A 26,997-nucleotide genomic window follows, 5' to 3' on the forward strand; every position below is an offset into this window, starting at 1 on the left:
GCACTCGCGATCGCCGCTAGGCTTTTGCGTCATGCGCGCCGTGCTGATCGTCAATCCCACTGCGACGTCGACGACCCCGGCAGGGCGCGACCTGTTGACCCACGCGCTCAAGAGCCGCTTGCAGCTGCGGGTCGAGCACACCACGCATCGCGGGCACGGCGGCGAGATCGCCCAGGCCGCCATCGAAGAGGGCGTCGACCTGCTCGTCGTGCACGGCGGCGACGGCACGGTGAGCAACGTGGTCAACGGCTTGCTCGGCCGCCCGGGCACATTGCCGACGGGCCATGTCCCGGCGGTGGCGATCGTGCCGGGCGGCTCGGCCAACGTGCTGGCCCGCTCGCTGGGCATCTCCCCGGACCCGATCAACGCGACAAACCAGCTGATCGGGCTGCTCGACCAGTACGGCCACCAGCAGAAGTGGCGCCGGATCGGGGTGATCGACTGCGGTGAGCGGTGGGCGGTGCTCAACGCCGGCATGGGCGTCGACGCCGAGGTGGTGAAGGCGGTCGAGGCGCAACGCGACAAAGGCCGCAAGGTCACGCCGGCGCGCTACATCCGCACCGCGATCCCGGCCGCGCTGGCCACCACCCGCCACGAGCCGACGCTGACGCTGCATTTACCGGGCCGCGAGCCGGTTAGCGGCGTGCACTTCGTGTTCGTGTCCAACTCCAGTCCCTGGACCTACGCCAACAACCGGCCCATCTGGACCAACCCCGACTGCCGGTTCGAGTCCGGGCTGGGCGTGTTCGGCGTCACCAGCATGAAGGTGATCCCGACCCTGCGGATCGTCCGGCAGATGTTTGCCAAGCGGCCCAAGATGCAGGCCAAGCAGCTGATCCGGGACGACGACGCGGCCTGTGTCCGGGTGACTTGCGACGGTCCGCCGATCGCCAGCCAATTTGACGGGGATTACCTCGGTGAGCGCGAGGAAATGACGTTCCGGGCCGTCCGCGACGCGCTGGCCGTCGTCGCCCCACCGGCAAAAAACCTCTCTGAGCTGCGTTAACCGGCGATTCGGCGGCCAATGGCGGCGCCATAGTAGTACACCGCCTTAAGGGTTTTGCTAACAGATCCTCAAAGTGACATTGCCCACGGACCAACGCACGCTATTGACATCTGTTGAGCCTGTGAAACGATCGAAGACATCGCGTGCAACGGTACGGAAATTTTCTTGTGCCCGCGTTAACAGCCGAAGAAAATAGCCGGTGCGCCCTGCTGCGCACTTAGTAAGGAGCAAAGACGTATGGATTGGCGCCACAAGGCGGTCTGTCGCGACGAGGACCCGGAGCTGTTTTTCCCGGTTGGGAACAGCGGGCCGGCGCTCGCCCAGATCGCTGACGCGAAACTGGTCTGTAACCGCTGCCCGGTGACCACCGAATGCCTGTCCTGGGCGCTGAACACCGGCCAGGATTCCGGCGTGTGGGGCGGAATGAGCGAAGACGAACGTCGTGCGCTGAAGCGTCGCAACGCCCGGACGAAGGCCCGCAGCGGAGTCTGACGGAAAACCCGGTTTAACCCTCGCGGCCCCGACAATGTCGGGGCCGCGAGCTTGCGTGCGGGGCCCGTGGCGATCGCGAGCGCGGCGAAGCCGGGCGCGGCGGGACGCGAACTATTGCACGAGCCTGGCGCGACGGCCGATCGGGACACGCAGGACGACGTCGGTGCCACCCTCGTCGGCGTCGTGCATCCGCAGCGACCCGTCGAGCTCCGCGGACACCAGCGTCCGCACGATCTGCAGGCCCAGCCGGTCGGATTTCTCGACGCTGAACCCCTCCGGCAGTCCGCGGCCGTTGTCGTGGACGACCACGTCGAGCCAGCGGGCTGAGCGGTCCGCGCGAATGGTCACCGATCCCTGAGCCGCCTCGGGCTCGAAGGCGTGCTCGATGGCGTTTTGCACCAGTTCGGTGATCACCATGATCAGCGCTGTCGCGCGGTCGGAGTCCAGCACGCCGAGCATGCCCACCCGGTTGATCCGGATCGGCGTGTCCACGGTCGCCACGTCGTTCATGATCGGCAGGATCCGGTCGATCACCTCGTCGAGGTTGACCTCCTCGTCGACCGACATCGACAGCGCGTCGTGGACCAACGCGATCGAGGACACCCGTCGCACCGACTCGATCAGCGCTTCCCGGCCTTCGGCGTTTGTCGTGCGGCGGGCCTGCAGCCGCAGCAGCGCCGCCACGGTCTGCAGGTTGTTTTTGACCCGGTGGTGGATCTCCCGGATGGTGGCGTCCTTGGACATCAGCGCGCGATCGCGGCGCTTGACCTCGGTCACGTCGCGCACCAGCACCGCTGCGCCGGCCGCCGTGCCGTGCACCATCAGTGGCAAGGTGCGCAGCAGCACCGCCGCGCCGCCGGCGTCGACCTCCATGCGCATGCTCGCTCCGCCGGCCAGCGAGTCCTGCACGTGGTCGGCCAGTTCCTGCGCCTCGAACGGGTCGGAGATCAACGGCCGGGTGACCTCGATCAGGTTGTGGCCCTCCAGTTCCGAGGTCAAGCCCATCCGGTGATAGGCCGACAGTGCGTTCGGGCTGGCATAGGAGACCACACCGTTGACGTCCAGCCGGATGAAGCCGTCGCCGGCCCGCGGACTGGAACGAGACATCGCCACGTCGCCGACGTTGGGAAACGTGCCCTCGGAGAGCATGTGGACCAGGTCGGCGGCACAGTCGCGGTAGGCGGTCTCCAGTGGACTGATTTGGCGGTCGGTGGCCACCGCGGTCTGGTGACTCAGCACCGCGACCACCCGCTCGCCGTAGCGGACCGGGACCGCCTCGACGTTCAGCCCGGTCTGTAGCCGCGAATCATCTTGCACCGCAACGTTTCCGCGCTGGATGGCGCCGGATTCGAATGCCGCGACCACCAGCGGCACCTTCTCGGGGGGAAAGACCGTGCCGACGGCGTCGCGCAGCAGGACGGTCGGCGCGGTGTTCGGCCGGCACTGCGCGACGCACACCAGCGTGCCGTCGTCGCGGCGCACCCACATCAGGTAATCGGCGAACGACAGGTCGGCGAGCAGCTGCCACTCTCCGACCACCGCGTGCAGGTGGTCGACGGCGTTGCCCGGCAGGACGGTGTGTTCGGCGAGCAGGTCACCGAGAGTCGACATCGCTCACTCCCGGCTTCGACGGGGCCAATAACTAACTGATGACGGCGATGAGGTCACCGGCCTGGATGACATCTCCCACCGATACGCTGACTTTGCTGACCGTGCCGGCGACTTCGGCCAGGACCGGAATCTCCATCTTCATCGACTCCAGCAACACCACGGTGTCGCCCTCGCTGATCTGGTCACCCTCGTTGACCACGACTTCGAGCACGCTGGCCACGATCTCAGCGCGGACGTCCTCGGCCATCATCACCCCGTTCGTCACCCAGCCGGTCGCATTTCTGTCGCCTTATCGAACCACAGCCAGCTGACGGCGGTGCGCCGAGACTGGTCCGGCCCCGAAGGCCGCCCGGATAAGCAAATCCCAAGATTCGTAAGCAAATCCATAGAGTCCGATCTGTGATCGTGTCGTGTTCCTCCTGTGACTATTGAATACCAGTGTTGCCTGAGTGACTTGAGTGTCTGAAGCGCTTTGGGTGCCTCAGTTGAGTGGAGGAGTAATTCTGTTGTCCGCGAACGTGTTTGCAATTCCGACGTCTTACGACCCACTGGTTCGAGCGGCTACCGGCGCGGGGCTTGCGCTGGCGGCATTCGCCGCGATCGGCTGCGGCAGCGGGGTCGCTGGGGCCACTCCCCAGCAACCTGTGCTCGTCGACGACCCGGCACCCGTCCCTGCCGTTTCCGGCAACGGGGTGAACATCGCCAACGCGATCTTCGGCGAGCTGGGGAATCTGCTGAATGCCGTGCTGCCGGGTAGCGGTTCGCTGTTCATGCCCGCGACCTCTGACCCGAGCCTGCTGTCGCCCGCAGGGACGCTCCCGAGCACCCTGCCGCCGGGGACGACGGCCCCCGGCACGCTCGGCACGATGCCTCCCGGGACTCTCGGCACGACGCCTCCCGGGACTCTTGGCACGCTGCCGCCAGGAACGACCGCTCCCGGCACCGCGTTGCCCGGCCAGACCCCGGCCCTGCCGACGACCCCCGGCACGCTCATGCCTGGCCAGTCCCCCGTCTTGCCGGCCACCCCAGGCACCGCCTTGCCCGGCCAGACCCCGCCCCTGCCGACGAGTCCCGGCACGCTCACGCCCGGCCAGACTCCCGGCTTGCCCACATCGCCCGGCATCCCGGCGCCGGCGGCGACCAGCCCGACGGTCCCGGCTCAAAACGTCCCGGTGGTCTAGCCCGGCCGCCAGGCAACAGCGGCCGCATGAAAGACTGACCTGCCGGTAAAGCTGCAAGGAGGATCAGTCATGGCCAAGCGTGGCCGGAAGAAGCGCGACCGCAAGCACAGCAAGGCCAACCACGGCAAGCGGCCCAACTCCTAACGCTGTCGGCCCCGGATGATCGTGGTGCGGCTGATCTCGAGCCGCAGCCGCTCGCGCAGGCCCTCCGGAGCCTTCTCGCCCCGGCACTTCATGGCGATCAGCGCCTTGATGCGCTCCTCGAGCCCGTAGTGCCGCAGGCATCCCGGGCATTCCTCGAGGTGCTGGCGCAATTTCTGTCGAGTCTCCGGCGTGCACTCGCCGTCGAGCAGGGTCCATACCTCCGCGAGCACCTCCGCGCAGTCGACGTCCGAGCTGGTGGCGCCGGAATCGCAGGAGAAGTCGGTCACGACGACACCTCCTCCGGCGCCTGGTCGCCGCGGAGGAAGCCCCGCTCCTTGGCGACATCGGCCAGCAAACCGCGCAGCTGACGTCTGCCGCGGTGCAACCGCGACATCACTGTCCCGATTGGTGTGTCCATGATCTCGGCGATCTCCTTGTACGGGAAACCTTCGACGTCTGCGTAGTACACCGCCATCCGAAAGTCCTCGGGCAAGGCCTGCAGCGCCTCTTTGATCTCGGTATCCGGTAGTGACTCCAGAGCCTCGACCTCGGCGGAGCGCAAGCCCGTTGACGAGTGCTCAGCGGTGGCAGCCAGCTGCCAATCGGTGATCTCGTCGGTCGGGTACTGGGCCGGCTGGCGCTGCTTTTTGCGGTAGTTGTTGATGTAGGTGTTGGTCAGAATGCGGTACAGCCACGCCTTGAGGTTGGTGCCCGGCGTAAACGAGCGGAAACCGGCGTAGGCCTTGACCATGGTTTCCTGGAGCAGGTCTTCGGCGTCGGCGGGATTGCGCGTCATGCGCAGCGCGCCACCGTAGAGCTGGTCCAGCAGGGGAATCGCGTCGCGTTCGAAGCGCGCCGTGAGCTGCTCGTCCGTCTCCTCTGCGGGATCGGGTGCGGGCACCTCGGGCCCGGTCGCGGCATCGCTGTCGGCCATCTTGGTTAACACTGTCCCTTCTGTCGCGGCATCACCGGACAGCCCGGGCACTACCGGACGCTCCAGTAGGCACATCGCCGTTGACACCAGACTCCCCTTCTGCCCAATCTAGAGGCTGCGACCGACAAGTGTCTTTTGGGTTTCTCCCGCAGAACCGCATCTGTCAACAGCATCGACCATCCCGCTATTTCCTGTGGCCGTTTAGCCGACCGCAGTCCGGTGCCGGGGCGCCCGGCGCTAATGTGACGCCATGTCTCTGAACGGCAAGACCATGTTCATTTCCGGTGCCAGCCGCGGAATCGGCCTGGCGATCGCCAAGCGGGCCGCCCGCGACGGCGCCAACATCGCGCTGATCGCCAAGACCGCCGAGCCGCACCCCAAGCTGCCCGGAACGGTCTACACCGCGGCCAAGGAACTCGAGGAGGCCGGCGGCCAGGCGCTGCCGATCGTCGGGGACATCCGCGACGGCGACTCGGTCGAGGCGGCGGTGGCGAAAACCGTCGAGCAGTTCGGCGGCATCGACATCTGCGTGAACAACGCGTCGGCGATCAACCTCGGATCCATCACCGAGGTGCCGCTGAAGCGGTTCGACCTGATGAACGGCATCCAGGTGCGCGGCACCTATGCGGTGTCGGCGGCCTGCATTCCGCACATGAAGGGCCGGGAAAACCCACACATTCTGACGCTGTCACCGCCGGTGCTGCTCGAACCGAAATGGCTCAAGCCCACGGCGTACATGATGGCAAAATTCGGAATGACGTTGTGCGCGTTGGGAATCGCCGAGGAGATGCGCGACGACGGGATTGCGTCCAACACGCTGTGGCCGCGCACGCTGGTCGCCACCGCCGCGGTGCAGAACCTGCTGGGTGGCGAGGCGGCGATGGCGCGGGCGCGCAAACCCGAGGTGTACGCCGACGCCGCCTACGTGATCCTCAACAAGCCTGCCACCGACTACACCGGCAATTCGGTGCTGTGCGAGGACGTGCTGGTGGAGTCCGGCGTCACCGACCTCTCGGTGTACGACTGCACGCCAGGCGGCGAGCTCGGGGTCGACCTGTGGGTGGAGTCCCCCAACCCGCCGGGGTATGACCAGCCGTAACGCAACGCGGGCGCTTGCCGCGCTGTCTGCAGCGGGTGTACCGCACGAGGTGGTGAAGTTCGGCCACGATCCGCGGGAAGGCTCGTTCGGCGAGGAGGCCGTCCACGCGTTGACTGGCGCGTATGACATTGCGGCCGAACAGATTTACAAGACGCTGGTGATCGCCGGACCCGACGGGCTGGCGGTCGCGATGGTCCCGGCTTTGGCGCGGTTGTCGCTGAAAGCCGCTGCCGCGGCGCTGGGGTTCTCCCGTGCGACGATGGCCGACCGGACCAGTGCGGAACGGGCGACGGGCTACGTGGTGGGCGCGGTGTCGCCGTTCGGGCAACGCCGGCCGCTGCCCACCGTCGTCGACGCCGACGCGCTGAATTGGGATCGGGTGTTTTGCAGTGCGGGCCGGCGCGGCTGGGACGTCGCCGTCGCGCCGGACGACCTGATCCGGCTCACCGGCGCGGTGACCGCAAGCATTCAAGTCTGATCCGATACGACGAGCCGGTACCCGAGGTCGAGCTCAGGCTTCCCCATGAGGTCGGCGTGGCGACGTGCCCACTCGCCGCTGTGCAGATCGGCCCGCAACCGTGACAAGCCCTCCCGCAGTTGAGGTTTCGCCGTCAGTGCGAGCATCGACATCCCGGCTCTGACCGTCGGATCGAGGTAGGCGTGCGGACGGCGCCAGTAGGCTCCGCCGAATCCGTCGACGCAATCGTGGGGGATCGGAACCGTCCGAATTGACGCATTGCCCAGCAGCGACACCAGTTTGGCGATGGGCACCGCCAGGCGCGTGCCGGTGTCCGCGGCGGCGGGCAGGTATTCGCGCAGCAGCCAGAATTCACGAAACACGGCGTCGTCCCAAGTGAAAATCACCACGCGGCGACGGGCGACGCGGATCATCTCGGCGACGCCCGCCGCAACGTCGGACCAGTGGTGAATGGTCAGGATTGCCAATGCGGCGTCGACGGCATCCGTGCGGATGGGCAGATGTTCGGCAACAGCGCGGATTACCGGCGCGGCGACGGCTCGCCGTTGGGCGATCATGACATTGCTTGGTTCGGCCGCGACGACGGTGTTCGGCGGTTCGTAGGAACCGGTCCCGGCGCCGATGTTCGCGACGGTCGCCATCCCTTGCAGTGCTTGGTCGATCACCTTGGCAATGCGTGGATCGGGTTGGCGCGTCGCCGAATACGAGCGACCGGTCCGGTCGTATCGGATCAATCTCGGGCCAGCATGGCGTGCACACTGTCGGCGAACGCAGCAGTGGTGAAGCAGGACGGTTCGGCGAACTCCTCCATCGTGAGCGCGTCGTGCCAGCCGGCGTCGGCCGCGGCGCGCAGCAGCGGCTTGGTCATCGCCACCGCATGCGCCGGCATCGCAGCCACTCGCGAGCACCACTCGTCGGCCGCCGGGAGAAGCTGGTCGTGCGCGACGACCTGCTGCACCAGCCCCAGCCGGTGCGCGGCGTGAGCATCGATGTGCTCGCCGCGCAGGTAATAGGCGAGCGCACCCTGGTAGCCGAGGCAGCGCGTGAGCGCCCAGCTGGTACCGACCTCCGGGATCAGGCCGAGCCGGCCGAACGCGGGCACGATCACCGCGCGCTCGCTGACGATGGTGATGTCACAGGTCAACGCCCAGGCCAGGCCGACGCCGGCGGCAGCGCCGTTGAGGGCCGCCACAAAGATGGTGTCCGACCCGGCGATAAGCCTTGCAATACCGCCGAATTCGCGACGAATCCACCGCCACACGTCGGCGACGCCCTCGGGTTGGGTCAACCCCTCGGTCGCCGTGCGCATCATCTTCAGATCACCGCCGGCCGAAAAGCCCGGGTCGGCGCCGGTCAGTACCACGGTGCGAACGTCGGGGTCCGCGGTGAGCTCCTCGAGCGCATGTCGCAGTTGACGAACCAGCGGCGCGGACAGCACGTTGAGCCGGTCGGGCTCGTCGAGGATCACCACCGCGCGGTCCCCGCGGCGGTCAACGCGGATCCGCTGCGGTGCTTGCGGGTCGTCGCCGTCGGCGACCATGCGGTTATAGAGCGACTCTGTCACCGGTCATCCTCCTTGGTGCGCAATACGATCCATGCTGCGTCGGCGAATTCTTCGATGACCGCTGCGGGCATTTCCGGCTCGTGGCCGACGATCCAGTGCCGACTGAATTCCTGTGCGGGACCGAACCATAACGCGGCGGTGATGCCAGGTTGTATCGGCCGCAGTACGCCGTAGGCGTGATGCGGGCGCCACCAGTCCCGGATGGCGGTGAAGAAGTCGCGATTGGAGTCGCGCAGGGCGGGGCTGTCGAGGCGGTCGCCGAGCAGCAACGCCGCCTCGACCCGGTTAGCCGCCACCCAGCGCAAGTGATGTTCGACGCCGCCGCGGATCCCGCCCTCGGCGGTGGCGTGTTCGCGCAGCATCGCGATGAAGCCCGCCTGGTATTCGCTCATCACCTGGGCGTAGACGGCGGCGGCCAGCGCCGGCTTGTCCGGGAAATGGTGATACAGCGCCCCCACGCTCACGTTCGCCTCACGGCGGACCTCGTCGAGCGTCGCAGCCAGAGCGCCGTCGACGGCGAACCGGCGCCGCGCTACTTCCATCAGCTTGGCCCGCGCATCCGTCCTCGGCACGAGAAATAATCTAACAGAACAGAGAAATCCTCGGTAGCCCTTTGGCCTCCGAAGACAAGAGCCCCGCGGAAGTTGAGCCCTTGCGGACGTCGTCGCGCCGCTGTGCCGCTGCCAAAGTGAACCGCACGTCCCTTGCAGAGAGGTAAATCCACATGACAATGCAAATCCACCCCGACGCCGACGCCGCTGCGTGGCGCGACAAGAAGCGCTACCTGTGGCTGCTGGGCTTGGTCGTCCCCACCATGCTGTTTTTGGTGCTGCCAATTGTGTGGGGGCTCAACCGGATCGGCTGGCACACCGGATCGCAGCTGCCGTTCTGGATCGGACCGATCCTCCTGTACGTGCTGCTGCCGACGCTCGACCTGTGGGTCGGGTCCGATGGCCAAAACCCGCCTGACGAGGTGATGCAGGAGTTGGAGAACGACAGGTTCTACCGCTATTCGGTCTACGCCTACATTCCGTTCCAATACGCCAGCACCATCCTGGGCGCCCACCTGTTCACCGCCTCCGACCTGAGCTGGCTGGGCTTCGAGGGGTCGCTCAGCTGGCTCGGCAAGCTGGGCGTGGCGATGACGGTTGGCGTCGTGGGCGGGGTCGGCATCAACACCGCGCACGAATTGGGCCACAAGAGAGACGAGTTGGAGCGGTGGCTGTCCAAGATCACCCTAGCCCCGGTCTGCTACGGGCACTTCTACATCGAGCACAACCGAGGACACCACGTGCGAGTAGCGACCCCTGAGGACCCGGCATCGTCCCGCTTCGGTGAGACGTTCTGGGAGTTCTTGCCGCGCACCGTCTTTGGCAGCCTGCGCTCGGCGTGGGAGCTGGAGGCGCAGCGGCTGCGCCGGCTGAACAAGAGCCCGTGGCAGCTGTCCAACGACGTGCTCAACGCCTGGGTCATGTCGGTGGTGTTCTGGGCGGTGCTGCTCGCGGTCTTCGGCCCGGCGCTGATCCCGCTGCTCATCATCCAGGCGATCTACGGTGCGTCGCTGCTGGAGTCGGTGAACTACCTCGAGCACTACGGCCTGGTGCGCCAGAAGCTGGACAACGGCCGCTACGAGCGCTGCACACCGCAGCACAGCTGGAACTCCGACCACATGGTGACCAACTTGTTCCTGTATCACCTGCAGCGGCACAGCGATCACCACGCCAACCCGACGCGCCGCTACCAGACGCTGCGCAGCATGGAGGGCTCGCCGAATCTGCCGGCCGGTTACGGCTCGCTGATCGCGGTGACTTACTTCCCGCCGGTATGGCGCAAGCTGATGGACCACCGGGTGCTCGAGCACTACGACGGCGACATCCGTAAGGCCAACATCCACCCGCGCGTGCGTGACAAGGTGCTGGCTCGCTACGGGGCGGTGGCGGCCTGATGGCCGCCTACCGCTGCCCCGGCTGCGGCTACGTCTACGACGAAGCCAAAGGCGCTGCCCGCGAAGGCTTTCCGCCGGGCACAGGCTGGGAGCAGATCCCCGACGACTGGTGCTGCCCGGACTGCGCGGTCCGCGAGAAGTATGACTTCGAACCGATGGAGGTAATGCAATGAGTGACTACAAACTGTTCATCTGCGTGCAGTGCGGCTTCGAGTACGACGAAGCCAAGGGCTGGCCGGAAGACGGCATCGCGCCCGGCACACGGTGGGACGACATCCCCGAGGATTGGAGCTGCCCGGACTGCGGCGCGGCCAAGTCCGACTTCGAGATGGTGGAAGTCGCCCGCGCTTGACGCGCCAGCAGACGCAAAAGTCCCCGAAACAGCGTGGTTTCGGGGACTTTTGCGTCAGTTCGCGGAACTAGTCGAACTCGATGATGCCGCGGATGTTTCGGCCCTCCCGCATATCAGTGACGGCGTCGTTGATCTCCTCGAGCCGGTAACCCCGCGACACCAGTTCGTCGAGTTTCAGCTTGCCGTTCTGGTACATCGACAACAGCATCGGAGTGCTCGCCCGCGGGTTCATCCCGCCGTAGATGGTCCCCTTCAACTGCTTGTGGAACAACGCCATATCGCTCAACACCAGCGGCACCAGCATCTCGCTGTACGGCGTCATCCCGGTCAGCACGCAGCTGCCGCCCTTGCGGGTCAACATCATCGCGGGCGCGATCAGGTCGGCGTGCACCACACCGGCGGTGATCACCACCCGGTCGGCCATCACGCCCAGCGTGAGTTCCCGCACCAGCGGCAGCGCCGCCTCGACTGATTCCGCGGTGTGGGTAGCGCCGAATATCGCTGCCGAATCACGCTTGAATGCAACCAGGTCCACGCCGACGACGTATTTGGCGCCGGCGGCCCGGGCGCCCTGCAGTGCGTTCATCCCGACGCCACCGATGCCGATCACGACGACGGCGTCGCCCGGTTCGGTCCCGGCGGCCACGGTGCCCGACCCCCATCCGGTGGTAACGCCGCAGGACACCAGCGCGGCGGCGTGCATCGGGATCGCGTCGTCGATCTTGATGACCGACTTCTCCGACGCCACCACGTATTCGGCGAACGTGCCCAGTTGCATGAGCGCCAACAAGTCCTCGCCGTCGACGTGGCGGCGCACTGTACCGTCGGTCGTCATCTCCCTGGCGAACATCCCGGCGCCCACGTCGCACAGGTACGTCGCGCCCGACACACACCATCGGCAGGCCCCGCAGGCGGGAATGAACGACATTGCCACCCGGTCGCCGGGCTGCACCGAGTGAACCTCCGGGCCGACCTCGGCCACCACCCCTGCACCTTCGTGACCGCCCAGCATCGGAAAGACCTCGGGGAACTCGATCCCGTTGGCGCGCATCATCTCCACGATTTCCGGCCCCGGAACGAGGTCGCCGGTGGCGAAGTGGTCATCGGAATGACACAACCCCGCCACCGACATCTTCACCAGCACCTCGCCGGTCCGCGGCGGGTCCAGCGTGATGTCGCAGATTTCCCAGTCTTTGCCGACGCCGCGCAGCACCGCCGCCCGGCACTTCATCGGGCCGCACCCCTCGGTGCGATGCCTAGCCGCCGCACCCCTCGAGCGGCGGATGCGCGCAACAGGCCCAGCGCGAACTTGACCCGCCGCCGCGACACCGGATACCACAGCATTTCCTTGGCGGGCGTCGGTATGCGCGGCGTCGTAATCGCCTGTGGCCGACAGTATTTGAGAAGGCCAGCGGCCCCTCCCATGCGGGTACCGACTCCCGAGTGCTTCCAGCCGCCCATCGGGATGTCGTAGGCGAACACATTCGAGATGGCGTCGTTGATGTTGACCGCGCCGACGTCGAGCTTGCGGGCGACCCGGTCGCCGCGGTCCTTGTCGCCCGTCCACACCGTGGCCGACAACCCGTACACCGAGTCGTTGGCCAGCCGGATCGCCTCGTCCTCGTCGGCCACCTTCACCACCGGCAGCGTGGGTCCGAACGTTTCCTCGGTCATGCACGACATCGATTGGTCGACGTCGACGAGAACCGTTGGCTCGAAGAAGGTTCCGGTTCCGGTCGGCTTGCCGCCGGTCACCACGCGGGCACCGGCCGCCACCGCCTCGTCCACGTGGCGTTGCACGATGTCGCGTTGCCTGGCGGTGGCCAGCGCCCCGACGTCGAACTTGAAATTGCGATCGTCCTGGCCCTGCCGCAGCCGTCGGACGTTCTCGGTGAGCTTGGCCACGAACTCGTCGTACACCGGCGCCTCGACGTACACCCGCTCCACCGAGACGCATACCTGACCGGAGTTATACATTCCGCCCCAAGCGATTCCGTTCGCGGCCCGGTCGAGGTCGGCGTCCGCCAGCACCAGGGCCGGGTCCTTGCCGCCGAGCTCCAGGCTGTAGGGAAGCAGTCGCTCCGCGCAGGCCACCGCCACCTTCCTGCCGGTTGCGGTGGATCCGGTGAACTGCACGAAGTCGACGTTGTCGATTACAGCCGCGCCGGTGTCGCCGAAGCCGGTCGCCAGCGCCAACACCGGCGGCGCGCCGATCTCGGTCCAGCCGTGGACGAACTCAACCGCGGACAGCGGCGTCACCTCCGAGGGCTTCAGCAGCACGGCGGCGCCGGCCGCCAGCGCCGGCACCACGTCCAGCGCCGGCATCACGAACGGGAAGTTCCACGGGGTGATGACACCGACCACCGGATACGGCCGGTACGTAGTGGTGAGTTTCTTCGTCGCGGCCAGCGGGTTGAACGAGCGGGGCTGCTCGTCGGCGAGGAACCGCTCGGCGTGACCGGCCCAATAGTCGAGCAGCGAAGCGGCGGCGGTCGGCTCGCTGCTGGCGTCGGCCCGGGTCTTGCCGGACTCGGACTGCACCACGTCGATGATGTGCTCGGCGTTGTCCAGCACCCACTCCTGGTACTTGAGCAGCCAGCGCTTGCGGCCACGCGGCCCGAGGGCTTCCCATTGGGGTTGGAACAATCGCAGCTCTCGCGCTTTCGCGGCGACGCTGTCGGCCGTCTCGATCGGTACGGCGCCCACCGCGCGCCCGTCGGCGGGGTTGCGCACGATGATCGTCGACGCGTCGGTCTTCTGTTCGGTCGCGGTCATCGTGGGATAGTGCCGCCGCGCAGCGCGAGCCGCCTAGAGTAGCCGACTACCTCAGTTTGATCGGTTCTACAGCAGCGTCGCCTGTTCGGGCTGCGGCTCGGCCGGCTCGATCAGTTCGGGCCCGTTGTTGCGCACGTTGTTGACCAGAGTCGAGATCTCCCGCATCCGGATGCCGCGTATGTCGGGCGGGCCGGCCAGCAGTTCGTCGTCGGGCGGAGCGTCGGGATCCAGCCAACGGTCCCAGTCCTTTTCGGCCACCACCAGCGGCATCCGGTCGTGGATCTCGGCGAGCTCACCGACCGCGTCGGTGGTGATGATCGTGCAACTCAGCAGCGGGGAGGCGTCTTTTTCGGGCTTCCAGACCGACCACAGCCCCGCCATGAACAGCGGCTCGCCGTCCTCGCGGTACATATAGAACGGCGTCTTGCGGGTCTTTTTGCCCTCGGCGTTCGGCCGCCACTCGTAGTAGCCGTCCATCGGGACCAGGCACCGCTTTGATTTTGCGCTGGCGCGAAACGCCGGCGAGGTGGTGACCTTGTCCGCGCGGGCATTGATCAGCTGCGGGCCCTTGGATTCCGGAGCGCCATCGGGCCCCGCCTTGGCCCACGGCGGCACCAGCCCCCAGCGCATCAGCCGCACCCGCCGGGTGGGTTCGTCGTCGGGTTCGTCGTGGCGGCGGACCACCGTGGTGATCGTCGTGGTGGGTGCGACGTTGTAATTCGGCGCCGCACTCTCCGACGCGCGAGCCTCGTTGATCGCCTGGATCTTCTCCGCCAAAGCAGCGGGGTCGGTGGTGACCGCGAATCGTCCGCACATACCTCCCATCGTGCCGAATCGGTTGTCGGGCGGCGACCCGCTGCACCGGGCTTCGCCGCGCTTGCGATCGCCGCTGGGATGATGGATGCATGAGCACCTGGTCAGCGCCGACGATGCCCTCGCCTGTCAAGGCGACGGTGACCGTGCCGGGCTCGAAGTCGCAGACCAACCGCGCGCTGGTGCTCTCAGCGCTGGCCACCGGCGTCTCGACGATCAGCGGTGCGCTGCGCAGCCGCGATACCGACCTGATGATCGGCGCGTTGCAGACCTTGGGGCTGCGGGTCGAGGGATCGGAGTCCGAGCTGACGGTCAGCGGCCGGATCGCTCCCGCGCCGGATGCCCGGATCGATTGCGGCTTGGCGGGCACGGTGCTGCGGTTCGTTCCGCCGCTGGCGGCGTTGGGCGCCGCGACGGTCACCTTCGACGGCGACGAGCAGGCCCGCACCCGGCCGATCGCGCCGTTGCTGGACGCGCTGCGCGGCCTGGGCGTCGACGTCGACGGCGAGCGCATGCCATTCCGAGTGCGCGGCGCCGGTTCGGTCACCGGCGGCACCGTGGCCATCGACGCGTCGGCGTCGTCGCAGTTCGTCTCCGGGCTGCTGCTGTCCGGGCCGTCATTCACCGAGGGGTTGACCGTCCAGCACACCGGCGCGGCGCTGCCGTCGGCGCCGCACATCGCGATGACGGTGGCGATGCTGCGTCAGGCCGGCGTCGACGTCGACGACTCCGCACCCAACCGCTGGCGGGTGAGCCCCGGCCCGGTCGCCGCCCGGCACTGGGACATCGAACCGGATCTGTCCAACGCCGTCCCGTTCCTGGCGGCGGCCGTGGTCAGCGGCGGCACAGTGCGCGTCACCGGCTGGCCGGCGGCCGCGATCCAACCCGCCGACGCCATTCTGGGCATCCTCCGCAAGTTGGATTCGGTTGTGACGCAAGTTGATTCGTATCTCGAGGTGCGGGGGCCGGCGTCCTTCGACGGGTTCGACGTCGACTTGCGCGACGTCGGTGAGCTCACCCCCGCCGTCGCGGCGCTGGCGGCGCTGGCCACCCCGGGTTCGGTGTCACGGCTGAGCGGCATCGCGCATCTGCGCGGCCACGAAACCGACCGGCTGGCCGCGTTGAGCACCGAGATCAACCGGCTGGGCGGCAGCTGCCGGGAAACCCCGGATGGTCTGGAAATCACTTCTACGCCACTGCATTCCGGCATCTGGCGGTCCTACGCCGATCATCGGATGGCGACGGCGGGCGCCATCGTCGGCCTGCGAGTGCCCGGCGTCGAGGTGGACGACATCGCCACCACCGCCAAGACGCTGCCGCAGTTTCCGCGGCTGTGGGCCGACATGGTCCGGGAGTCTCGCGGTTGAGGCCGGGCGACTACGACGAATCCGACGTCAAGATCCGCTCCGGGCGCGGCTCGCGCCCGCGGACCAAGACCCGCCCCCGACATGCCGACGCCGAGTCGGCGATGGTGGTCAGCGTCGACCGCGGCCGCTGGGGTTGCGTGCTGGGCGGCGACCCCGACCGTCGCGTCACCGCGATGCGGGCGCGTGAACTGGGCCGCACCCCGATCGTCGTCGGCGACGACGTCGATCTGGTCGGCGACCTGTCCGGCCGGCCGGACACCCTGGCGCGCATCGTGCGGCGCGGCCCGCGCCGAACCGTGTTGCGCCGCACCGCCGATGACACCGATCCCACCGAACGGGTGGTCGTCGCCAACGCCGATCAGCTGCTGATCGTCGTCGCGCTGGCCGATCCACCGCCGCGCACCGGGCTGGTCGACCGGACGCTGATCGCCGCCTACGCCGGCGGGCTCACACCGATCCTGTGCCTGACCAAGACCGACCTGGCGCCGGCCGAGCCGTTCGCCGAGCAGTTCGCCGACCTGGATCTGACCGTGGTCACCGCGGGCCGCGACGACCCACTGGACGCCGTCGCTCCCCTGCTGTCCGGGAAAGTGACTGTGCTGCTGGGCCATTCCGGGGTGGGCAAGTCGACGCTGGTGAATCGCCTCGTGCCGCAAGCAGATCGGGCTGTCGGCGAGGTCACCGAGATCGGCAGGGGCCGGCACACGTCGACGCAGTCGGTGGCGCTGCCGTTCGGAGGCTCCGGCTGGGTGATCGACACCCCGGGAATCCGCTCGTTCGGGCTGGCCCACATCGAACCCGACGACGTGGTGATGGCGTTTTCCGATCTGGCCGAGGCGGTTTCGGATTGCCCGCGCGGCTGCGGGCACATGGGTCCGCCCGCCGACCCGGAGTGTGCGCTGGACACGCTGACCGGGCCGGCGGCCCGCCGCGTCGCCGCCGCCCGACGACTGCTGGCGGCGCTGCGCGACAGCTAGCCCTCCTGGTAACTCCACGCGCGTAGCTGTCCGGCGATGTTGTCGACATCGGGAAGCGCACCGGTGGCGACCTGGATGACGAATTCAAAGCGGTCGTCCTCCGGCGCACTAATCCACTGGCCGTTGATGGCGAGGAACGTCCGGCATGCTGTCCACGCCTGCCGCTTGTTTCCGTCTACCAGCGCATGGTTTCGTGCCAGAGAGTGCAGCAACGCGGCGGCCTTCAGATGCAGATCTGGATAGGCATCCTGGCCGAACACCGACGCACGAGGCCGGGCCAGCGCTGACTCAAGCAAGCCGTAGTCTCCGACCACGACGTCCGCGCCGACGGCCTCGCGACCAATGTCCAACAGGTCGTCGAGGTCTAGATATTCGGTCACGCGTCCTTGAGGCGCTCCAGAACCCCGGCTTCCTCACGCACGACACGCTCCAGCGCCGAGGCAACCTTCGACTTGTGGGCCCGCCGCGCGATGTATTCGTCGATGGCCGACAAGGCGACCGACTGCATCGACCGCCCCTCAGCGGCGGCCTGCCTGCGCAGCGCTTCCGCCTGCTCCGCGCTGGTACGCAGCGTCATACCCATGACCGTCATGATACCAGACTGATACCACGACTCGGCTTTTTACGCGGCGTGTCGCCCGGGTCCACGCACGCTCGCGCCGGAGGTGGCGCGCTTCCCGCGTCGCCAACCCCGCACCGTGGCGATCGCGGTCTTCAGGCCGCGGCGCCGGCCGGTGGCCGGATCGGTGTCACCAAAACCCTCGAGGCCGACGAACATTCGCTCGCTGCGCGTCTCGGGCGCGTTGTCGGCGGTGTCGCGCAGATACTTGTCGGGCAGCGACAGCTTGGCGATGGTCCGCCACGTCTTGGCGTACTGCAACAGGAACGGGCCCGTCGTGTACGGCAAGTCGTATTTGTCGCAGACCTCGCGCACCCGCACCGAGATCTCGGCGAGCCGGTTGCTCGGCAGATCCGGGTAGAGGTGGTGCTCGATCTGGTGGCACAGGTTGCCGCTCATGAACCGCATCACCGGCCCGGCGTTGAAGTTGGCGCTGCCGAGCATCTGCCGCAGATACCACTGGCCCTTGGTCTCGCCGATCATGTCGGTCTTGGTGAATTTCTCTGCGCCGTCAGGGAAATGGCCGCAGAAGATCACCGCATTGGACCACAGGTTGCGGATCACGTTGGCGGTCAGGTTGGCCGTCAGCGTGGACCGGTACGTCGCGCCCGGCGAAAGCGACGTCAACGCCGGGAAGGCAACGTAGTCCTTGAACACCTGACGACCGGCCTTGACCATGAACTCGTCTATCCGCTGGCGGGCTTCCTCGTTGTCCATCCGGCGCTTGACGATCTTGCCGATCTCCACATGCTGCAACCCGACGCCCCATTCGAAGAGCAGGGCGAGCAGGGTGTTGTACACCAGGTTGAAGACGTTGAAGCGTTTCCAGCGCTGATCCCGGGTCACCCGCAGCAGCCCGTAGCCGACGTCGTCGTCCATCCCGAGAATGTTGGCGTATTTGTGGTGCACGAAGTTGTGGGTGTAGCGCCAGTGCTTGGACGACCCGGTCATGTCCCACTCCCACGTGGAGGAGTGGATCTCCGGATCGTTCATCCAGTCCCACTGGCCGTGCATGACGTTGTGGCCGATCTCCATGTTCTCGACGATCTTGGCCACCCCGAGCGTGGCGGCACCGGCCCACCAGGCCGACCGCCGCTTGCTGCCCGCCAGCAGCACACGGCCGGCGACCTCCAGCGTGCGCTGAAACGCAATGGTGCGACGGATGTAGCGGGCGTCGCGCTCGCCGCGCGAGTCTTCGATGTCTTGGCGGATGGCATCCAGCTCGGTGGCCAGATTCTCGATGTCGGTATCCGTCAGATGGGCGAATACATCGATATCGGCTATTGCCATAGTCCTGCCTTCCTGCAGTACTGCAGTTGCTGACCTACGTCATCGTAACCTACGAATCCGTAGGTTACCTGTGAGTAGTCGTTAAATTTCCAGTACACAATCGCCCGACGCCGCGGAAATACAGGTTTGCACCCGGGTTCCGGGTTCGTGTTCGGCGCCGGTCCGCAGGTCGCGGACGTGGCCGTCCACCAGCGCCACCACACAGGATTGGCAGATGCCCATTCGGCAGCCGAAAGGCATCTGCACGCCCGCCCGCTCGCCGGCGTCCATCAGCGAGGTCGCCGCGTCGGCGACGGCGGTTTTCCCGCTTTTCGCGAAGGTGACCGTCCCGCCGGCCCCGGCCGGCGCGGCGCGTGACACCGCGAACCGTTCGAGGTGCAACCGGTCGCCGATGCCCGCCGCCGACCAGACACGCTCGGCGGCGTTGAGCATCGCTTCGGGTCCGCAGGCCCAGGTCTGCCGCTCTTTCCAGTCCGGCACCTCGGCGTCGAGGCGGCTCAGGTCGAGCCGGCCCTGGCTACGGGTGGTGCGCACCTGCAGCTGGTAGCCGTCGTGGTCGCGGGCCAGCTGTTCGAGCTCGCCGGCGAACAGCACGTCGGCCGCCGTCGGCGCCGAATGCAGGTGGACGACGTCGGTGATCTGGTCGCGGCGCACCAGCGTGCGCAGCATCGACATCACCGGGGTGATGCCCGATCCGGCTGTCACGAACAGCACGGCCGGCGGCGCAGGATCGGGCATTACGAAGTTGCCCTGCGGCGTGGCCAGTCGCACGATCGTGCCGGGCGCGACGCCTGCCACCAGGTGGCTGGACAGGAATCCCTCGGGCATCGCCTTGACGGTGATGGTCACGGTGCGGTCGCCGGTCACCGGGCTAGACGTCAGCGAGTACGACCGCCACCGCCAGCGCCCGTCGACCAGAAGCCCGATCCCGATGTACTGGCCGGGCTGGTAGTCGAAGGAAAAGCCCCAGCCCGGTTTGATCACCAGCGTCGCCGAGTCCTCGGTTTCGCGGCGGACTTCCAGGATGCGGCCACGCAGTTCGCGGGCCGACCACAGCGGGTTGGCCAGGTGCAGATAGTCGTCGGGCAGCAACGGCGTGGTGATCTGGGCTGCCAGCCTGCGCAACGCATGGCGGACAGGATGCCGGTACGTGCGAAAGACCTGCGCACGTCGGGTGTCGACGACCTCGGCGGACGGCCTGGAAACCTTTTTGCTCATCGACAACCTACGGTAGCGTAACCTACGCTCCCGTATCCAGTCTTTCAGAGCAGATCGAGCAGGAACGGCAGCTCCTGGGTCGCATACCAGGCCAGATCGTGGTCCTGGGCATCGCCGACCGCCAGTTCGGCGTCCTCGTCGCCGAGGTCGGCCGCATCGATGACCTCGATCGCCCGCCTCACGTCCGGCTCCGCGGCGGCGTTGTCGACGAAGGCGGCCACCACGTCGTCGATGGCCACCGGCGCGCCCAGGCGAACCACGGCGTCGTCGAGATCCGGACGCAGGGTCACATCGTCGAAGTCGGCCACCAGCACCGCACGCCGCGGCGGCAGTTCGTCGGTGGCGGTCGACAGCAGCCGCAGGGAGGCCAATGCCGCATCGCGCAGGGCCACCTCGCCGAGTTCGTCGTCGTCGCCCTCGGCGTAGGCTTCGCGCAGCGACGGCGTCACCGCGAACGCGGTGCCGTTGACCGGCCACAGCGAGCCGTCGGCCACCAGTTGCTGCAGCATGGCCAGCGTCGCCGGGATGTACACGCGCATCTACTGCGCCGCTTCCAGCAGCTCGTCGAGCGATTCGCTGAGCAACCCCGGCAGCACGTCGACGTCGCTCATCGCGTCCCGGTCGGCGTTGATGCCGAAATACAGCATGCCGTTGTAGGACGTGACCCCGATTGCCAGCACCTGCTTGTTCAGCAGCGGCGGCACCGCGTAGGTCTCCAGCAGCTTGGCGCCGGCGATGTACATCTGCGCCTGGGCACCCGGCGCGTTGGTGATCAACAAGTTGAATGCCCGCCCGCCGAAGCTGGGCAGGCTGGTGGCGACCCGGATGCCCATCGCGTGCAGCGTCGGCGGCGCGAAACCCGACAACGTCACGATGCTGCGGGCGTCGACCAGGCTGCCCGCGACCGGATCCGATTCGGTGGCGTGCGCGATCTGGGACAGCCGCACCACGGCGTTGCCCTCGCCCACCGGCAGGTCGACCAGGAACGGCGCCACCTCACTCATGGCCTGACCCCGGCCGGCCGCGTCGAACGATTCGTCGACGTACACCGACAGCGGGGCCATCGCCCGCACCGTCGCCGTCGGCGCCACCGCTTCGCCGCGGGACAGCAGCCAGTTGCGTAACGCGCCGGTGATCACGGCCAGCACCACGTCGTTGACGTCGCACTCGTAGCGGGCCCGCACCGTGCGGTAGTCCTCCAAGCGTCCGCGCGCGACGGTGAACCGGCGGTTGCGCGACACCGTGGTGTTCAGCGGACTGCTGGGCGCCCTGCCGCGCGCGAGCGTGCGGGCCACGTCGAACGCCCGCCGCCCGACGTCGACCAGTTGCTCGGAATTGGTTGCCAGTTCGGTGATTCCGGACCGCACGGCCTGCAGCTGGACGCCCGGCCGGATGGCCCACTCGCCGATGGCGCCCAGCAGCAGCCGGGCAGTGCCGGGTTCGCGGGCCGGCACCCAGATGTCCTCGGGGAACGGCGGCGGACGTCGCGTCCGGTCGGCGACGACGTGGCCGATCTCCAACGCGCCCAGCCCGTTGATCAGCGCCTGATGCGACTTGGTGTACAGCGCGATCCGGTTTTTGGTCAGCCCTTCGACGAGGTACATCTCCCACAGCGGCCGCGACTTGTCCAAAGGACGGGCGGCCAGCCGGGCGATCAGTTCATGCAGCTGCTCGTCGCTGCCCGGCGACGGCAGCGCCGAGCGCCGCACGTGGTAGGTGATGTCGAAGTCACGGTCGTCGATCCACACCGGCCGGGCCAGTCCCATGGTCACTTCGCGGACCTTCTGCCGGTAGCGCGGCACCTGCGGCAGCCGCTGCTCGATGGTGGCCAGCAGTGTCTCGTAGCTCAGCCCGGCGCGCGGACGGCGCAGGATCGCCAGCGATCCGACGTACATCGGGGTGGCGGTGTTCTCCAGCCGATAGAAGGAGGCGTCCGAAGGGGACAGTCGCCTCACGTCCGGTCTCCCTCTTGCCAATTCGCCGATACCGTCGCTCACGGTAACCGCCGCGCGGGTGCCTGTGCAGGGCGGGTACGCCGACGCGGCGGATGTGCAACGATGAAGCGTCTGCCACTCTCCAGCAGGCTCGTCCGTTCTTGCCCGCCCGACATCCCTGGAGAGTGCTGTGCACAGTGTCCGGCCCGTCGTCGACTACGAACCGCCACCACGAGACGTCCGGCAATGCCGGCCGCCGTCGGTCACCGCGTGGCGACGCCCGAATACCCGTCCGCCGCAAGTGTTTCCGGCACGCCCGCAGGCGACGAGCGTGCCCCCGCAGATGCGGCAGGCGGCGATCTTCGCCGACGCGGCACTGCGGCGCGTCTTGGAAGTGATGGATCGCCGCCGCCCGGCGGCGCAGTTGCAGGGCCTGCTGGACAACGGCCTCGTCGACTCGGTGCTGGCCGCCACCCGGATCGCGGCCAGTCGGTCCGGTGAGGGCGCGGCGGTCCTGCGACGACTGCGGGTGCAAGCGGCGGGCCCGTCAGCCGCCGAGGTGTTCGGAACCTACAGCCGCGGTCACCGGGTGCACGCCGTCGCCTGCCGGGTGGAGCGGCAGCCCGACACGCGATGGCAGGTGGTGGCGCTGCACATCGGCTAAATGCGCTATGCCGCAGTGCGTGCCGCCGCCGGCACCGGTCCGCCGGTGAACCGCGTCACCAGCGGGCCGACGATCGCCATCACGAAGACGTACGACGTGGCCAGCGCCGCCATGCCCGGAATCGACGAGCCGACCAGGCCGATGATGATCAGCGAGAACTCGCCGCGGGCGATCAGCGCGGTGCCGGCGCGCAGCTGACCTCGTCGCGCCACGCCGTCGCGCCGGGCGGCGAACACGCCGGTGGCCACCTTGGTCGCGGAGGTGACGGCGGCCAGCGCCAGCGCCACCGGCAGCATCGGCAGCAGGTGCTCCGGGTCAACCGTGAGGCCCACCCCGAGGAAGAAGATCGCGGCGAACAGGTCACGCAGCGGCCCCAGCACGCGACGCGCCCGCGAGGCCGTTTCACCGGTCAGCGTGAGGCCGACCAGGAACGCGCCGACAGCCGCCGACGCGTGCACGGATTCGGCCACCGCCGCCACCATCAGCGTGATGCCGAGCACCCGCAGCAGCAGCTGTTCGGAATCCGGGTGGGTGACCAGTCGGCCGACGTGATGGCCCCACCGGTAGGAGGCGGTGAAAGCCACCGTCAGCGCGGCGATCGCCGCCGCCATGCCACCCAGGGCGTGCAGCCAGGAGCCGCCCGACGCCAGCACCGCGAACAGCGGCAGGTAGCCCGCCATCGCGAAGTCCTCGAGCACCAGCACCGACAGCACCGCCGGGGTTTCCCGGTTACCGACCCGGTGCAGGTCCTCCAGCAGCCGCGCGATCACACCCGACGACGACACCGAGGTGACGCCGGCCAGCGCCAGGATGCCGACTCCGCTGAACCCGAGCAGCCAGCCCGCCACCGCGCCGGGCGCGGCATTGAGCACGACGTCGACGGCGGCCGACGGCAAATGCCGGCGTAGGCTGCTGGCGAACTCGACCGCCGAAAACTCCAGCCCCAAGGTCAGCATCAGCAGCACGACACCGATCGGGGCGCCGGTCGTGATGAAGTCACTGGCGGCGGCCATCTGCGCGATACCGCCGTTGCCGAGGAAGAGACCGGTCACCAAATACACCGGGATCGGCGACAGCGCGAACCGGCGGGAGACCGCGCCCAGGACGGCAAGCAGGGTCAGGATGGCGCCGAGTTCCAACATTGGCGCCACCGAAACCTGCATGGCTCAGCCCTTGTCGACGATTTGCTCGACCGCGGCGATGCCGTCCTCGGTGCCGATAACCACCAACACGTCACGCGCCCGCAGGATCTCGGCCGGCCCCGGTGAGGCGAGCACCTCCTCGTTGCGGACGATCGCGACGATCGACGCCCCGGTGCGGGTGCGCGCCTGGGTGTCACCGAGCGGACGGTTCACGAACGGGCTGCCGGGCGCGATATCCACCTGACCGGCCTCGAGCCCGGGCACTTCGCGGGTGAGTTCGGTGAACCGCTCGGCGATCCGCGGTGCGCCCAGGATTTGAGCGACGGCGTCGGCCTCGTCGTCGGTGAGTGTGAAGACGGGCTGCGCCTGGTCGGGGTCGTCGCGGGCGTACAGGACGATCTCGAAGTCGCCGCTGCGCCGCGCGACGATGCCGATCCGGTCGCCGTCGTGGTTGGTGAACTCGTAGCGCAGGCCGATGCCGGGCAGCAGCACCTCTTTGACGTCCACGGCTACCGCCGCTTGGTCGACTTGGGTGGTTTGGCCCCCCGGCCTTGCCGGCGCGCCGCCTCGCGCCGTTCGCGCCGACTGGCGCCGGCCGTCACCTTCTGCGCCCCGCCGCCGTTGTGCTGCACCTGCGCCGAGCCGTCCTCGGCGGGGCCGGAGTAGGTCAGCGCACGCGACTCATCCTCAATCCCCTTGGCGCGCAAGGCACTTGGCGCAGCCTGGCGCGGCTCGGCCGCTGCCGCACCGGCGCGCTGCTGGGCCCCGGCCGCTGCGGCAGTGGCGAACTCGGCCAAGTCCTCCGACTCGGCCACCGGCGCGACCTCCGGCGGCGGCACCGCTTCGACGGTGACGTTGAACAGGAAGCCGACCGACTCCTCCTTGAGGCCATCGAGCATGCCGATGAACATGTCGTAGCCCTCGCGCTGGTATTCGACCAGCGGGTCGCGCTGAGCCATCGCGCGCAGCCCGATGCCCTCCTTGAGGTAGTCCATCTCATAGAGGTGCTCGCGCCACTTGCGGTCGATGACGTTGAGCAGCACGTTGCGTTCCAGCTGACGCATAGCGCCGGGACCGGCGAGCTCCTCGAGCTCGGCTTCCCTTGCGGCGTAAGCCCTTTCAGCGTCTTTGATCAGCGCGTCGAGCAGCTCCTCGCGGGTCAGCTCGCCGGGCTCGCCTTCGGCCTCGGGGTCGAACAGATCCTTGTGGTCGATGCCGACCGGGTACAGCGTCTTGAGCGCCTCCCACAGCTTGGCCAGGTCCCAGTCCTCGGCGTAGCCCTCGGCGGTGGCACCGTCGACGTAGGCGGTGATCACGTCGACGAGCATGTCGTGGGCCTGCTGCTGTAAGTTCTCGCCTTCGAGGATGCGGCGGCGCTCGGCGTAGATGACCTTGCGCTGCTGGTTCATCACCTCGTCGTATTTGAGGACGTTCTTTCTGACCTCGAAGTTCTGCTGCTCGACCTGGGTCTGCGCGCTCTTGATTGCCCGGGTCACCATCTTGGCTTCGATCGGCACGTCGTCGGGCAGGTTGAGCCGGGTCAACAGCGACTCCAGCGCGGCGCCGTTGAAGCGGCGCATCAACTCGTCGCCCAGCGACAGGTAGAAGCGGGACTCGCCGGGGTCGCCCTGACGGCCGGAACGACCGCGCAGCTGGTTGTCGATGCGACGGGCCTCGTGCCGCTCGGTGCCCAGCACGTAGAGCCCGCCGGCCTCGATGACCTGCTTGGCCTCCTCGGCGGCCTCGGCCTTGACCTGTGGCAGCACCTCGTGCCAGGCCTCTTCGTATTCCTCCGGGGTTTCCACCGGGTCCAGGCCCTGGTCGCGCAGGCGCTTGTCGGTCAGGAAGTCGACGTTGCCGCCCAGCACGATGTCAGTTCCGCGGCCGGCCATGTTGGTGGCGACGGTGACCGCCCCGCGACGGCCCGCCTCGGCGATGATGCCGGCCTCCTGCTCGTGGTACTTGGCGTTCAGCACGTTGTGCGGGATGCGCTTCTTGGTCAGCAGCCGCGACAGATACTCCGAACGCTCCACGCTGGTGGTGCCGATCAGCACCGGCTGACCCTTTTCGTAGCGCTCGGCGATGTCGTCGGCGACCGCGAGGTACTTGGCTTCCTCGGTCTTGTAGATCAGGTCGGACTGGTCGGTGCGGACCATCGGCTTGTTGGTCGGGATCGGTACCACGCCGAGCTTGTAGATCTCGTGCAGCTCGGCCGCCTCGGTCTGGGCGGTACCCGTCATCCCGGCGAGCTTGTCGTAGAGCCGGAAGTAGTTCTGCAGCGTGATGGTGGCCAGCGTCTGGTTTTCGGCCTTGATCTCGACGTGCTCCTTGGCCTCGATGGCCTGGTGCATGCCCTCGTTGTAGCGGCGGCCGTAGAGCACGCGGCCGGTGAACTCGTCGACGATCAGCACCTCGCCGTCGCGCACGATGTAGTCCTTGTCGCGGTGGAAGAGCTCCTTGGCCTTCAGCGCGTTGTTGAGGTAGCTGACCAGCGGCGAGTTGGCGGCCTCGTAGAGGTTGTCGATGCCGAGCTGGTCTTCGACGAACTCGACGCCCAGCTCGTGCACGCCGACGGTGCGCTTGCGCAGGTCGACCTCGTAGTGGACGTCCTTTTCCATCAGCGGCGCCAGCCGGGCGAACTCGGTGTACCAGTTCGAGCTGCCGTCGGCGGGCCCGGAGATGATCAGCGGGGTGCGGGCCTCGTCGATCAGGATGGAGTCGACCTCGTCGACGATCGCGAAGTTGTGCCCGCGCTGGACGCACTCGTCGAGGGAGTGCGCCATGTTGTCGCGCAGGTAGTCGAAGCCGAACTCATTGTTGGTGCCGTAAGTGATGTCGGCGTTGTAGGCGGCGCGACGCTCGTCGGGCGTCATCTGCGCCAGGATCACGCCGACGTCCAGGCCGAGGAAGCGGTGCACCCGACCCATCCACTCGCTGTCGCGCTTGGCCAGGTAGTCGTTGACGGTGACGATGTGCACGCCCTTGCCGCCGATGCCGTTGAGGTAGGCCGGCAGCACCGAGGTCAGCGTCTTACCTTCACCGGTCTTCATCTCGGCGACGTTGCCGAAGTGCAGCGCCGCGGCACCCATCACCTGCACGTCGAACGGGCGCTGGTCGAGCACCCGCCAAGCCGCCTCGCGGGCCACCGCGAATGCCTCGGGCAGCAGGTCGTCGAGGCTTTCCCCGTCGGCGTGGCGCTTCTTGAACTCATCGGTCTTGGCCCGTAGCTCGGCGTCGGTGAGCTTCTCGACGTCGTCGGACAACGTGCCTACATAATCGGCGACCCGCTTGAGGCGCTTGACCATGCGACCTTCGCCAAGGCGCAGCAACTTACTCAGCACAGCTTTGTCCCTTATGGGTAGGAGTCTTGGGCGCTCCCCATCCTAGGTGAC

Annotated in this window: 31 protein-coding genes; 12 read left to right on the plus strand and 19 right to left on the minus strand. The window is 67.7% G+C overall.

The features are described 5' to 3' along the window. Nucleotides 1-31: 31 nt before the first annotated feature. Nucleotides 32-1,006, plus strand: a complete 975-nt coding sequence (locus MFM001_RS10510) for a diacylglycerol kinase family protein (RefSeq protein WP_116375218.1) — start codon at nucleotides 32-34, stop codon at nucleotides 1,004-1,006. Between the two features lie 237 nt (nucleotides 1,007-1,243). Beyond that, a complete protein-coding gene (whiB1, locus tag MFM001_RS10515; protein ID WP_023371700.1) occupies nucleotides 1,244-1,498 on the plus strand; it encodes a transcriptional regulator WhiB1 in 255 nt (84 codons plus the stop codon). Between the two features lie 111 nt (nucleotides 1,499-1,609). Here whiB1 and MFM001_RS10520 read toward each other — a convergent pair whose 3' ends face one another. Then, a complete protein-coding gene (locus MFM001_RS10520) occupies nucleotides 1,610-3,109 on the minus strand; it encodes a sensor histidine kinase (RefSeq protein WP_116375219.1) in 1,500 nt (499 codons plus the stop codon). A 31-nt stretch (nucleotides 3,110-3,140) separates the two neighbouring features. Then, nucleotides 3,141-3,356 (minus strand): biotin/lipoyl-binding carrier protein, encoded by a 216-nt coding sequence (locus MFM001_RS10525; RefSeq protein WP_116375421.1) that lies wholly within the window; start codon nucleotides 3,354-3,356, stop codon nucleotides 3,141-3,143. A 259-nt stretch (nucleotides 3,357-3,615) separates the two neighbouring features. On the opposite strand from MFM001_RS10525, the gene MFM001_RS10530 reads away from it, so the two are divergent. Beyond that, the gene (locus MFM001_RS10530) at nucleotides 3,616-4,290 is read left to right on the plus strand and encodes a hypothetical protein (RefSeq protein ID WP_142760685.1); all 675 of its coding nucleotides are present in this window, start codon (nucleotides 3,616-3,618) and stop codon (nucleotides 4,288-4,290) included. A gap of 69 nt (nucleotides 4,291-4,359) precedes the next feature. Next, nucleotides 4,360-4,434: a 50S ribosomal protein bL37 gene (locus MFM001_RS25195; protein ID WP_085976515.1), complete on the plus strand. Its 75-nt coding sequence runs from the start codon at nucleotides 4,360-4,362 to the stop codon at nucleotides 4,432-4,434. On the opposite strand, the gene rsrA is transcribed toward MFM001_RS25195, so the two are convergent. Both rsrA and MFM001_RS10545 read right to left on the minus strand, forming a co-directional pair. Continuing rightward, nucleotides 4,431-4,721: a mycothiol system anti-sigma-R factor gene (gene rsrA, locus MFM001_RS10540; RefSeq protein WP_116375221.1), complete on the minus strand. Its 291-nt coding sequence runs from the start codon at nucleotides 4,719-4,721 to the stop codon at nucleotides 4,431-4,433. The genes MFM001_RS25195 and rsrA overlap by 4 nt on opposite strands. Beyond that, nucleotides 4,718-5,368 carry a sigma-70 family RNA polymerase sigma factor gene (locus MFM001_RS10545; RefSeq protein WP_192886907.1) on the minus strand — a complete coding sequence of 217 codons (651 nt, stop codon included), beginning with the start codon at nucleotides 5,366-5,368 and terminating at the stop codon, nucleotides 4,718-4,720. Before MFM001_RS10545 ends, rsrA begins: the two co-directional genes overlap by 4 nt. Nucleotides 5,369-5,618: 250 nt before the next feature. On the opposite strand from MFM001_RS10545, the gene MFM001_RS10550 reads away from it, so the two are divergent. Together MFM001_RS10550 and MFM001_RS10555 are read left to right on the plus strand one after the other, a co-directional pair. Beyond that, nucleotides 5,619-6,467, plus strand: a complete 849-nt coding sequence (locus MFM001_RS10550; protein ID WP_116375223.1) for an NAD(P)-dependent oxidoreductase — start codon at nucleotides 5,619-5,621, stop codon at nucleotides 6,465-6,467. Continuing rightward, entirely contained in the window at nucleotides 6,454-6,945 is a 492-nt protein-coding gene (locus MFM001_RS10555) for a YbaK/EbsC family protein (protein ID WP_116375224.1), read from the plus strand. The genes MFM001_RS10550 and MFM001_RS10555 overlap by 14 nt, the downstream gene beginning before the upstream one ends. On the opposite strand, the gene MFM001_RS10560 is transcribed toward MFM001_RS10555, so the two are convergent. The 3 genes from MFM001_RS10560 to MFM001_RS10570 all read right to left on the minus strand — a co-directional run bounded on the left by MFM001_RS10560 (nucleotide 6,936) and on the right by MFM001_RS10570 (nucleotide 9,081). Next, nucleotides 6,936-7,586: a class I SAM-dependent methyltransferase gene (locus tag MFM001_RS10560; RefSeq protein ID WP_238159091.1), complete on the minus strand. Its 651-nt coding sequence runs from the start codon at nucleotides 7,584-7,586 to the stop codon at nucleotides 6,936-6,938. The genes MFM001_RS10555 and MFM001_RS10560 overlap by 10 nt on opposite strands. Nucleotides 7,587-7,675: 89 nt before the next feature. Further along, nucleotides 7,676-8,485, minus strand: coding sequence for an enoyl-CoA hydratase/isomerase family protein (locus MFM001_RS10565; RefSeq protein WP_116375226.1), 810 nt, complete (start codon nucleotides 8,483-8,485; stop codon nucleotides 7,676-7,678). Between the two features lie 20 nt (nucleotides 8,486-8,505). After that, on the minus strand, nucleotides 8,506-9,081 hold the full coding sequence (locus tag MFM001_RS10570; RefSeq protein WP_371685523.1) for a TetR/AcrR family transcriptional regulator: 576 nt from the start codon (nucleotides 9,079-9,081) through the stop codon (nucleotides 8,506-8,508). Between the two features lie 152 nt (nucleotides 9,082-9,233). Between MFM001_RS10570 and MFM001_RS10575 the strand changes: the two genes are divergently transcribed. From MFM001_RS10575 to MFM001_RS10585, 3 genes are read left to right on the plus strand one after another with little or no spacing between them, the layout of a single operon-like run. Next, a complete protein-coding gene (locus MFM001_RS10575; protein WP_116375228.1) occupies nucleotides 9,234-10,454 on the plus strand; it encodes an alkane 1-monooxygenase in 1,221 nt (406 codons plus the stop codon). Next, entirely contained in the window at nucleotides 10,454-10,627 is a 174-nt protein-coding gene (locus MFM001_RS10580) for a rubredoxin (RefSeq protein ID WP_116375229.1), read from the plus strand. Before MFM001_RS10575 ends, MFM001_RS10580 begins: the two co-directional genes overlap by 1 nt. Continuing rightward, nucleotides 10,624-10,806 carry a rubredoxin gene (locus MFM001_RS10585; protein ID WP_116375230.1) on the plus strand — a complete coding sequence of 61 codons (183 nt, stop codon included), beginning with the start codon at nucleotides 10,624-10,626 and terminating at the stop codon, nucleotides 10,804-10,806. The genes MFM001_RS10580 and MFM001_RS10585 overlap by 4 nt, the downstream gene beginning before the upstream one ends. Before the next feature lie 67 nt (nucleotides 10,807-10,873). On the opposite strand, the gene MFM001_RS10590 is transcribed toward MFM001_RS10585, so the two are convergent. The 3 genes from MFM001_RS10590 to MFM001_RS10600 form a co-directional block, all read right to left on the minus strand. Beyond that, entirely contained in the window at nucleotides 10,874-12,019 is a 1,146-nt protein-coding gene (locus tag MFM001_RS10590) for an NDMA-dependent alcohol dehydrogenase (protein ID WP_238159105.1), read from the minus strand. A 14-nt stretch (nucleotides 12,020-12,033) separates the two neighbouring features. Continuing rightward, nucleotides 12,034-13,581 (minus strand): aldehyde dehydrogenase family protein, encoded by a 1,548-nt coding sequence (locus MFM001_RS10595; protein WP_116375232.1) that lies wholly within the window; start codon nucleotides 13,579-13,581, stop codon nucleotides 12,034-12,036. Nucleotides 13,582-13,647: 66 nt separating this feature from the next. Next, the gene (locus tag MFM001_RS10600; RefSeq protein ID WP_116375233.1) at nucleotides 13,648-14,397 is read right to left on the minus strand and encodes an SOS response-associated peptidase; all 750 of its coding nucleotides are present in this window, start codon (nucleotides 14,395-14,397) and stop codon (nucleotides 13,648-13,650) included. 89 nt (nucleotides 14,398-14,486) lie between these two features. Here MFM001_RS10600 and aroA point away from each other — a divergent pair, with 89 nt between their 5' ends. Both aroA and rsgA read left to right on the plus strand, forming a co-directional pair. Next, entirely contained in the window at nucleotides 14,487-15,761 is a 1,275-nt protein-coding gene (gene aroA, locus MFM001_RS10605) for a 3-phosphoshikimate 1-carboxyvinyltransferase (protein WP_116375234.1), read from the plus strand. Beyond that, nucleotides 15,758-16,738, plus strand: coding sequence for a ribosome small subunit-dependent GTPase A (gene rsgA, locus MFM001_RS10610; protein WP_116375235.1), 981 nt, complete (start codon nucleotides 15,758-15,760; stop codon nucleotides 16,736-16,738). Before aroA ends, rsgA begins: the two co-directional genes overlap by 4 nt. Here rsgA and MFM001_RS10615 read toward each other — a convergent pair. From MFM001_RS10615 to MFM001_RS10640, 6 genes are all read right to left on the minus strand, one after another. After that, on the minus strand, nucleotides 16,735-17,118 hold the full coding sequence (locus MFM001_RS10615; protein WP_116375236.1) for a type II toxin-antitoxin system death-on-curing family toxin: 384 nt from the start codon (nucleotides 17,116-17,118) through the stop codon (nucleotides 16,735-16,737). The genes rsgA and MFM001_RS10615 overlap by 4 nt on opposite strands. Continuing rightward, nucleotides 17,115-17,321, minus strand: coding sequence for a CopG family transcriptional regulator (locus tag MFM001_RS10620; protein ID WP_116375422.1), 207 nt, complete (start codon nucleotides 17,319-17,321; stop codon nucleotides 17,115-17,117). The genes MFM001_RS10615 and MFM001_RS10620 overlap by 4 nt, the downstream gene beginning before the upstream one ends. Before the next feature lie 39 nt (nucleotides 17,322-17,360). Then, entirely contained in the window at nucleotides 17,361-18,647 is a 1,287-nt protein-coding gene (locus MFM001_RS10625; RefSeq protein WP_116375237.1) for a fatty acid desaturase, read from the minus strand. A gap of 81 nt (nucleotides 18,648-18,728) precedes the next feature. After that, nucleotides 18,729-19,865: a ferredoxin reductase gene (locus MFM001_RS10630; protein WP_116375238.1), complete on the minus strand. Its 1,137-nt coding sequence runs from the start codon at nucleotides 19,863-19,865 to the stop codon at nucleotides 18,729-18,731. Between the two features lie 44 nt (nucleotides 19,866-19,909). Then, nucleotides 19,910-20,404 (minus strand): hypothetical protein, encoded by a 495-nt coding sequence (locus MFM001_RS10635; RefSeq protein WP_116375239.1) that lies wholly within the window; start codon nucleotides 20,402-20,404, stop codon nucleotides 19,910-19,912. Beyond that, nucleotides 20,405-21,820, minus strand: coding sequence for a wax ester/triacylglycerol synthase family O-acyltransferase (locus MFM001_RS10640; RefSeq protein ID WP_116375240.1), 1,416 nt, complete (start codon nucleotides 21,818-21,820; stop codon nucleotides 20,405-20,407). A 169-nt stretch (nucleotides 21,821-21,989) separates the two neighbouring features. Here MFM001_RS10640 and MFM001_RS10645 point away from each other — a divergent pair, with 169 nt between their 5' ends. Further along, the gene (locus tag MFM001_RS10645) at nucleotides 21,990-22,463 is read left to right on the plus strand and encodes an Rv3235 family protein (protein ID WP_116375241.1); all 474 of its coding nucleotides are present in this window, start codon (nucleotides 21,990-21,992) and stop codon (nucleotides 22,461-22,463) included. A 5-nt stretch (nucleotides 22,464-22,468) separates the two neighbouring features. Here the strand turns inward: MFM001_RS10645 and MFM001_RS10650 are convergent, their stop codons facing one another. The 3 genes from MFM001_RS10650 to secA are packed head-to-tail and all read right to left on the minus strand — an operon-like array spanning nucleotide 22,469 to nucleotide 26,946. Continuing rightward, entirely contained in the window at nucleotides 22,469-23,626 is a 1,158-nt protein-coding gene (locus tag MFM001_RS10650; RefSeq protein ID WP_116375242.1) for a cation:proton antiporter, read from the minus strand. Nucleotides 23,627-23,629: 3 nt separating this feature from the next. Continuing rightward, on the minus strand, nucleotides 23,630-24,112 hold the full coding sequence (locus MFM001_RS10655; RefSeq protein WP_116375243.1) for a cation:proton antiporter regulatory subunit: 483 nt from the start codon (nucleotides 24,110-24,112) through the stop codon (nucleotides 23,630-23,632). A 2-nt stretch (nucleotides 24,113-24,114) separates the two neighbouring features. Next, the gene (gene secA / locus MFM001_RS10660) at nucleotides 24,115-26,946 is read right to left on the minus strand and encodes a preprotein translocase subunit SecA (RefSeq protein WP_116375244.1); all 2,832 of its coding nucleotides are present in this window, start codon (nucleotides 26,944-26,946) and stop codon (nucleotides 24,115-24,117) included. Nucleotides 26,947-26,997: the final 51 nt, after the last annotated feature.

The organism is Mycobacterium sp. MFM001 (assembly GCF_003402475.1).
Lineage (GTDB): Bacteria > Actinomycetota > Actinomycetes > Mycobacteriales > Mycobacteriaceae > Mycobacterium.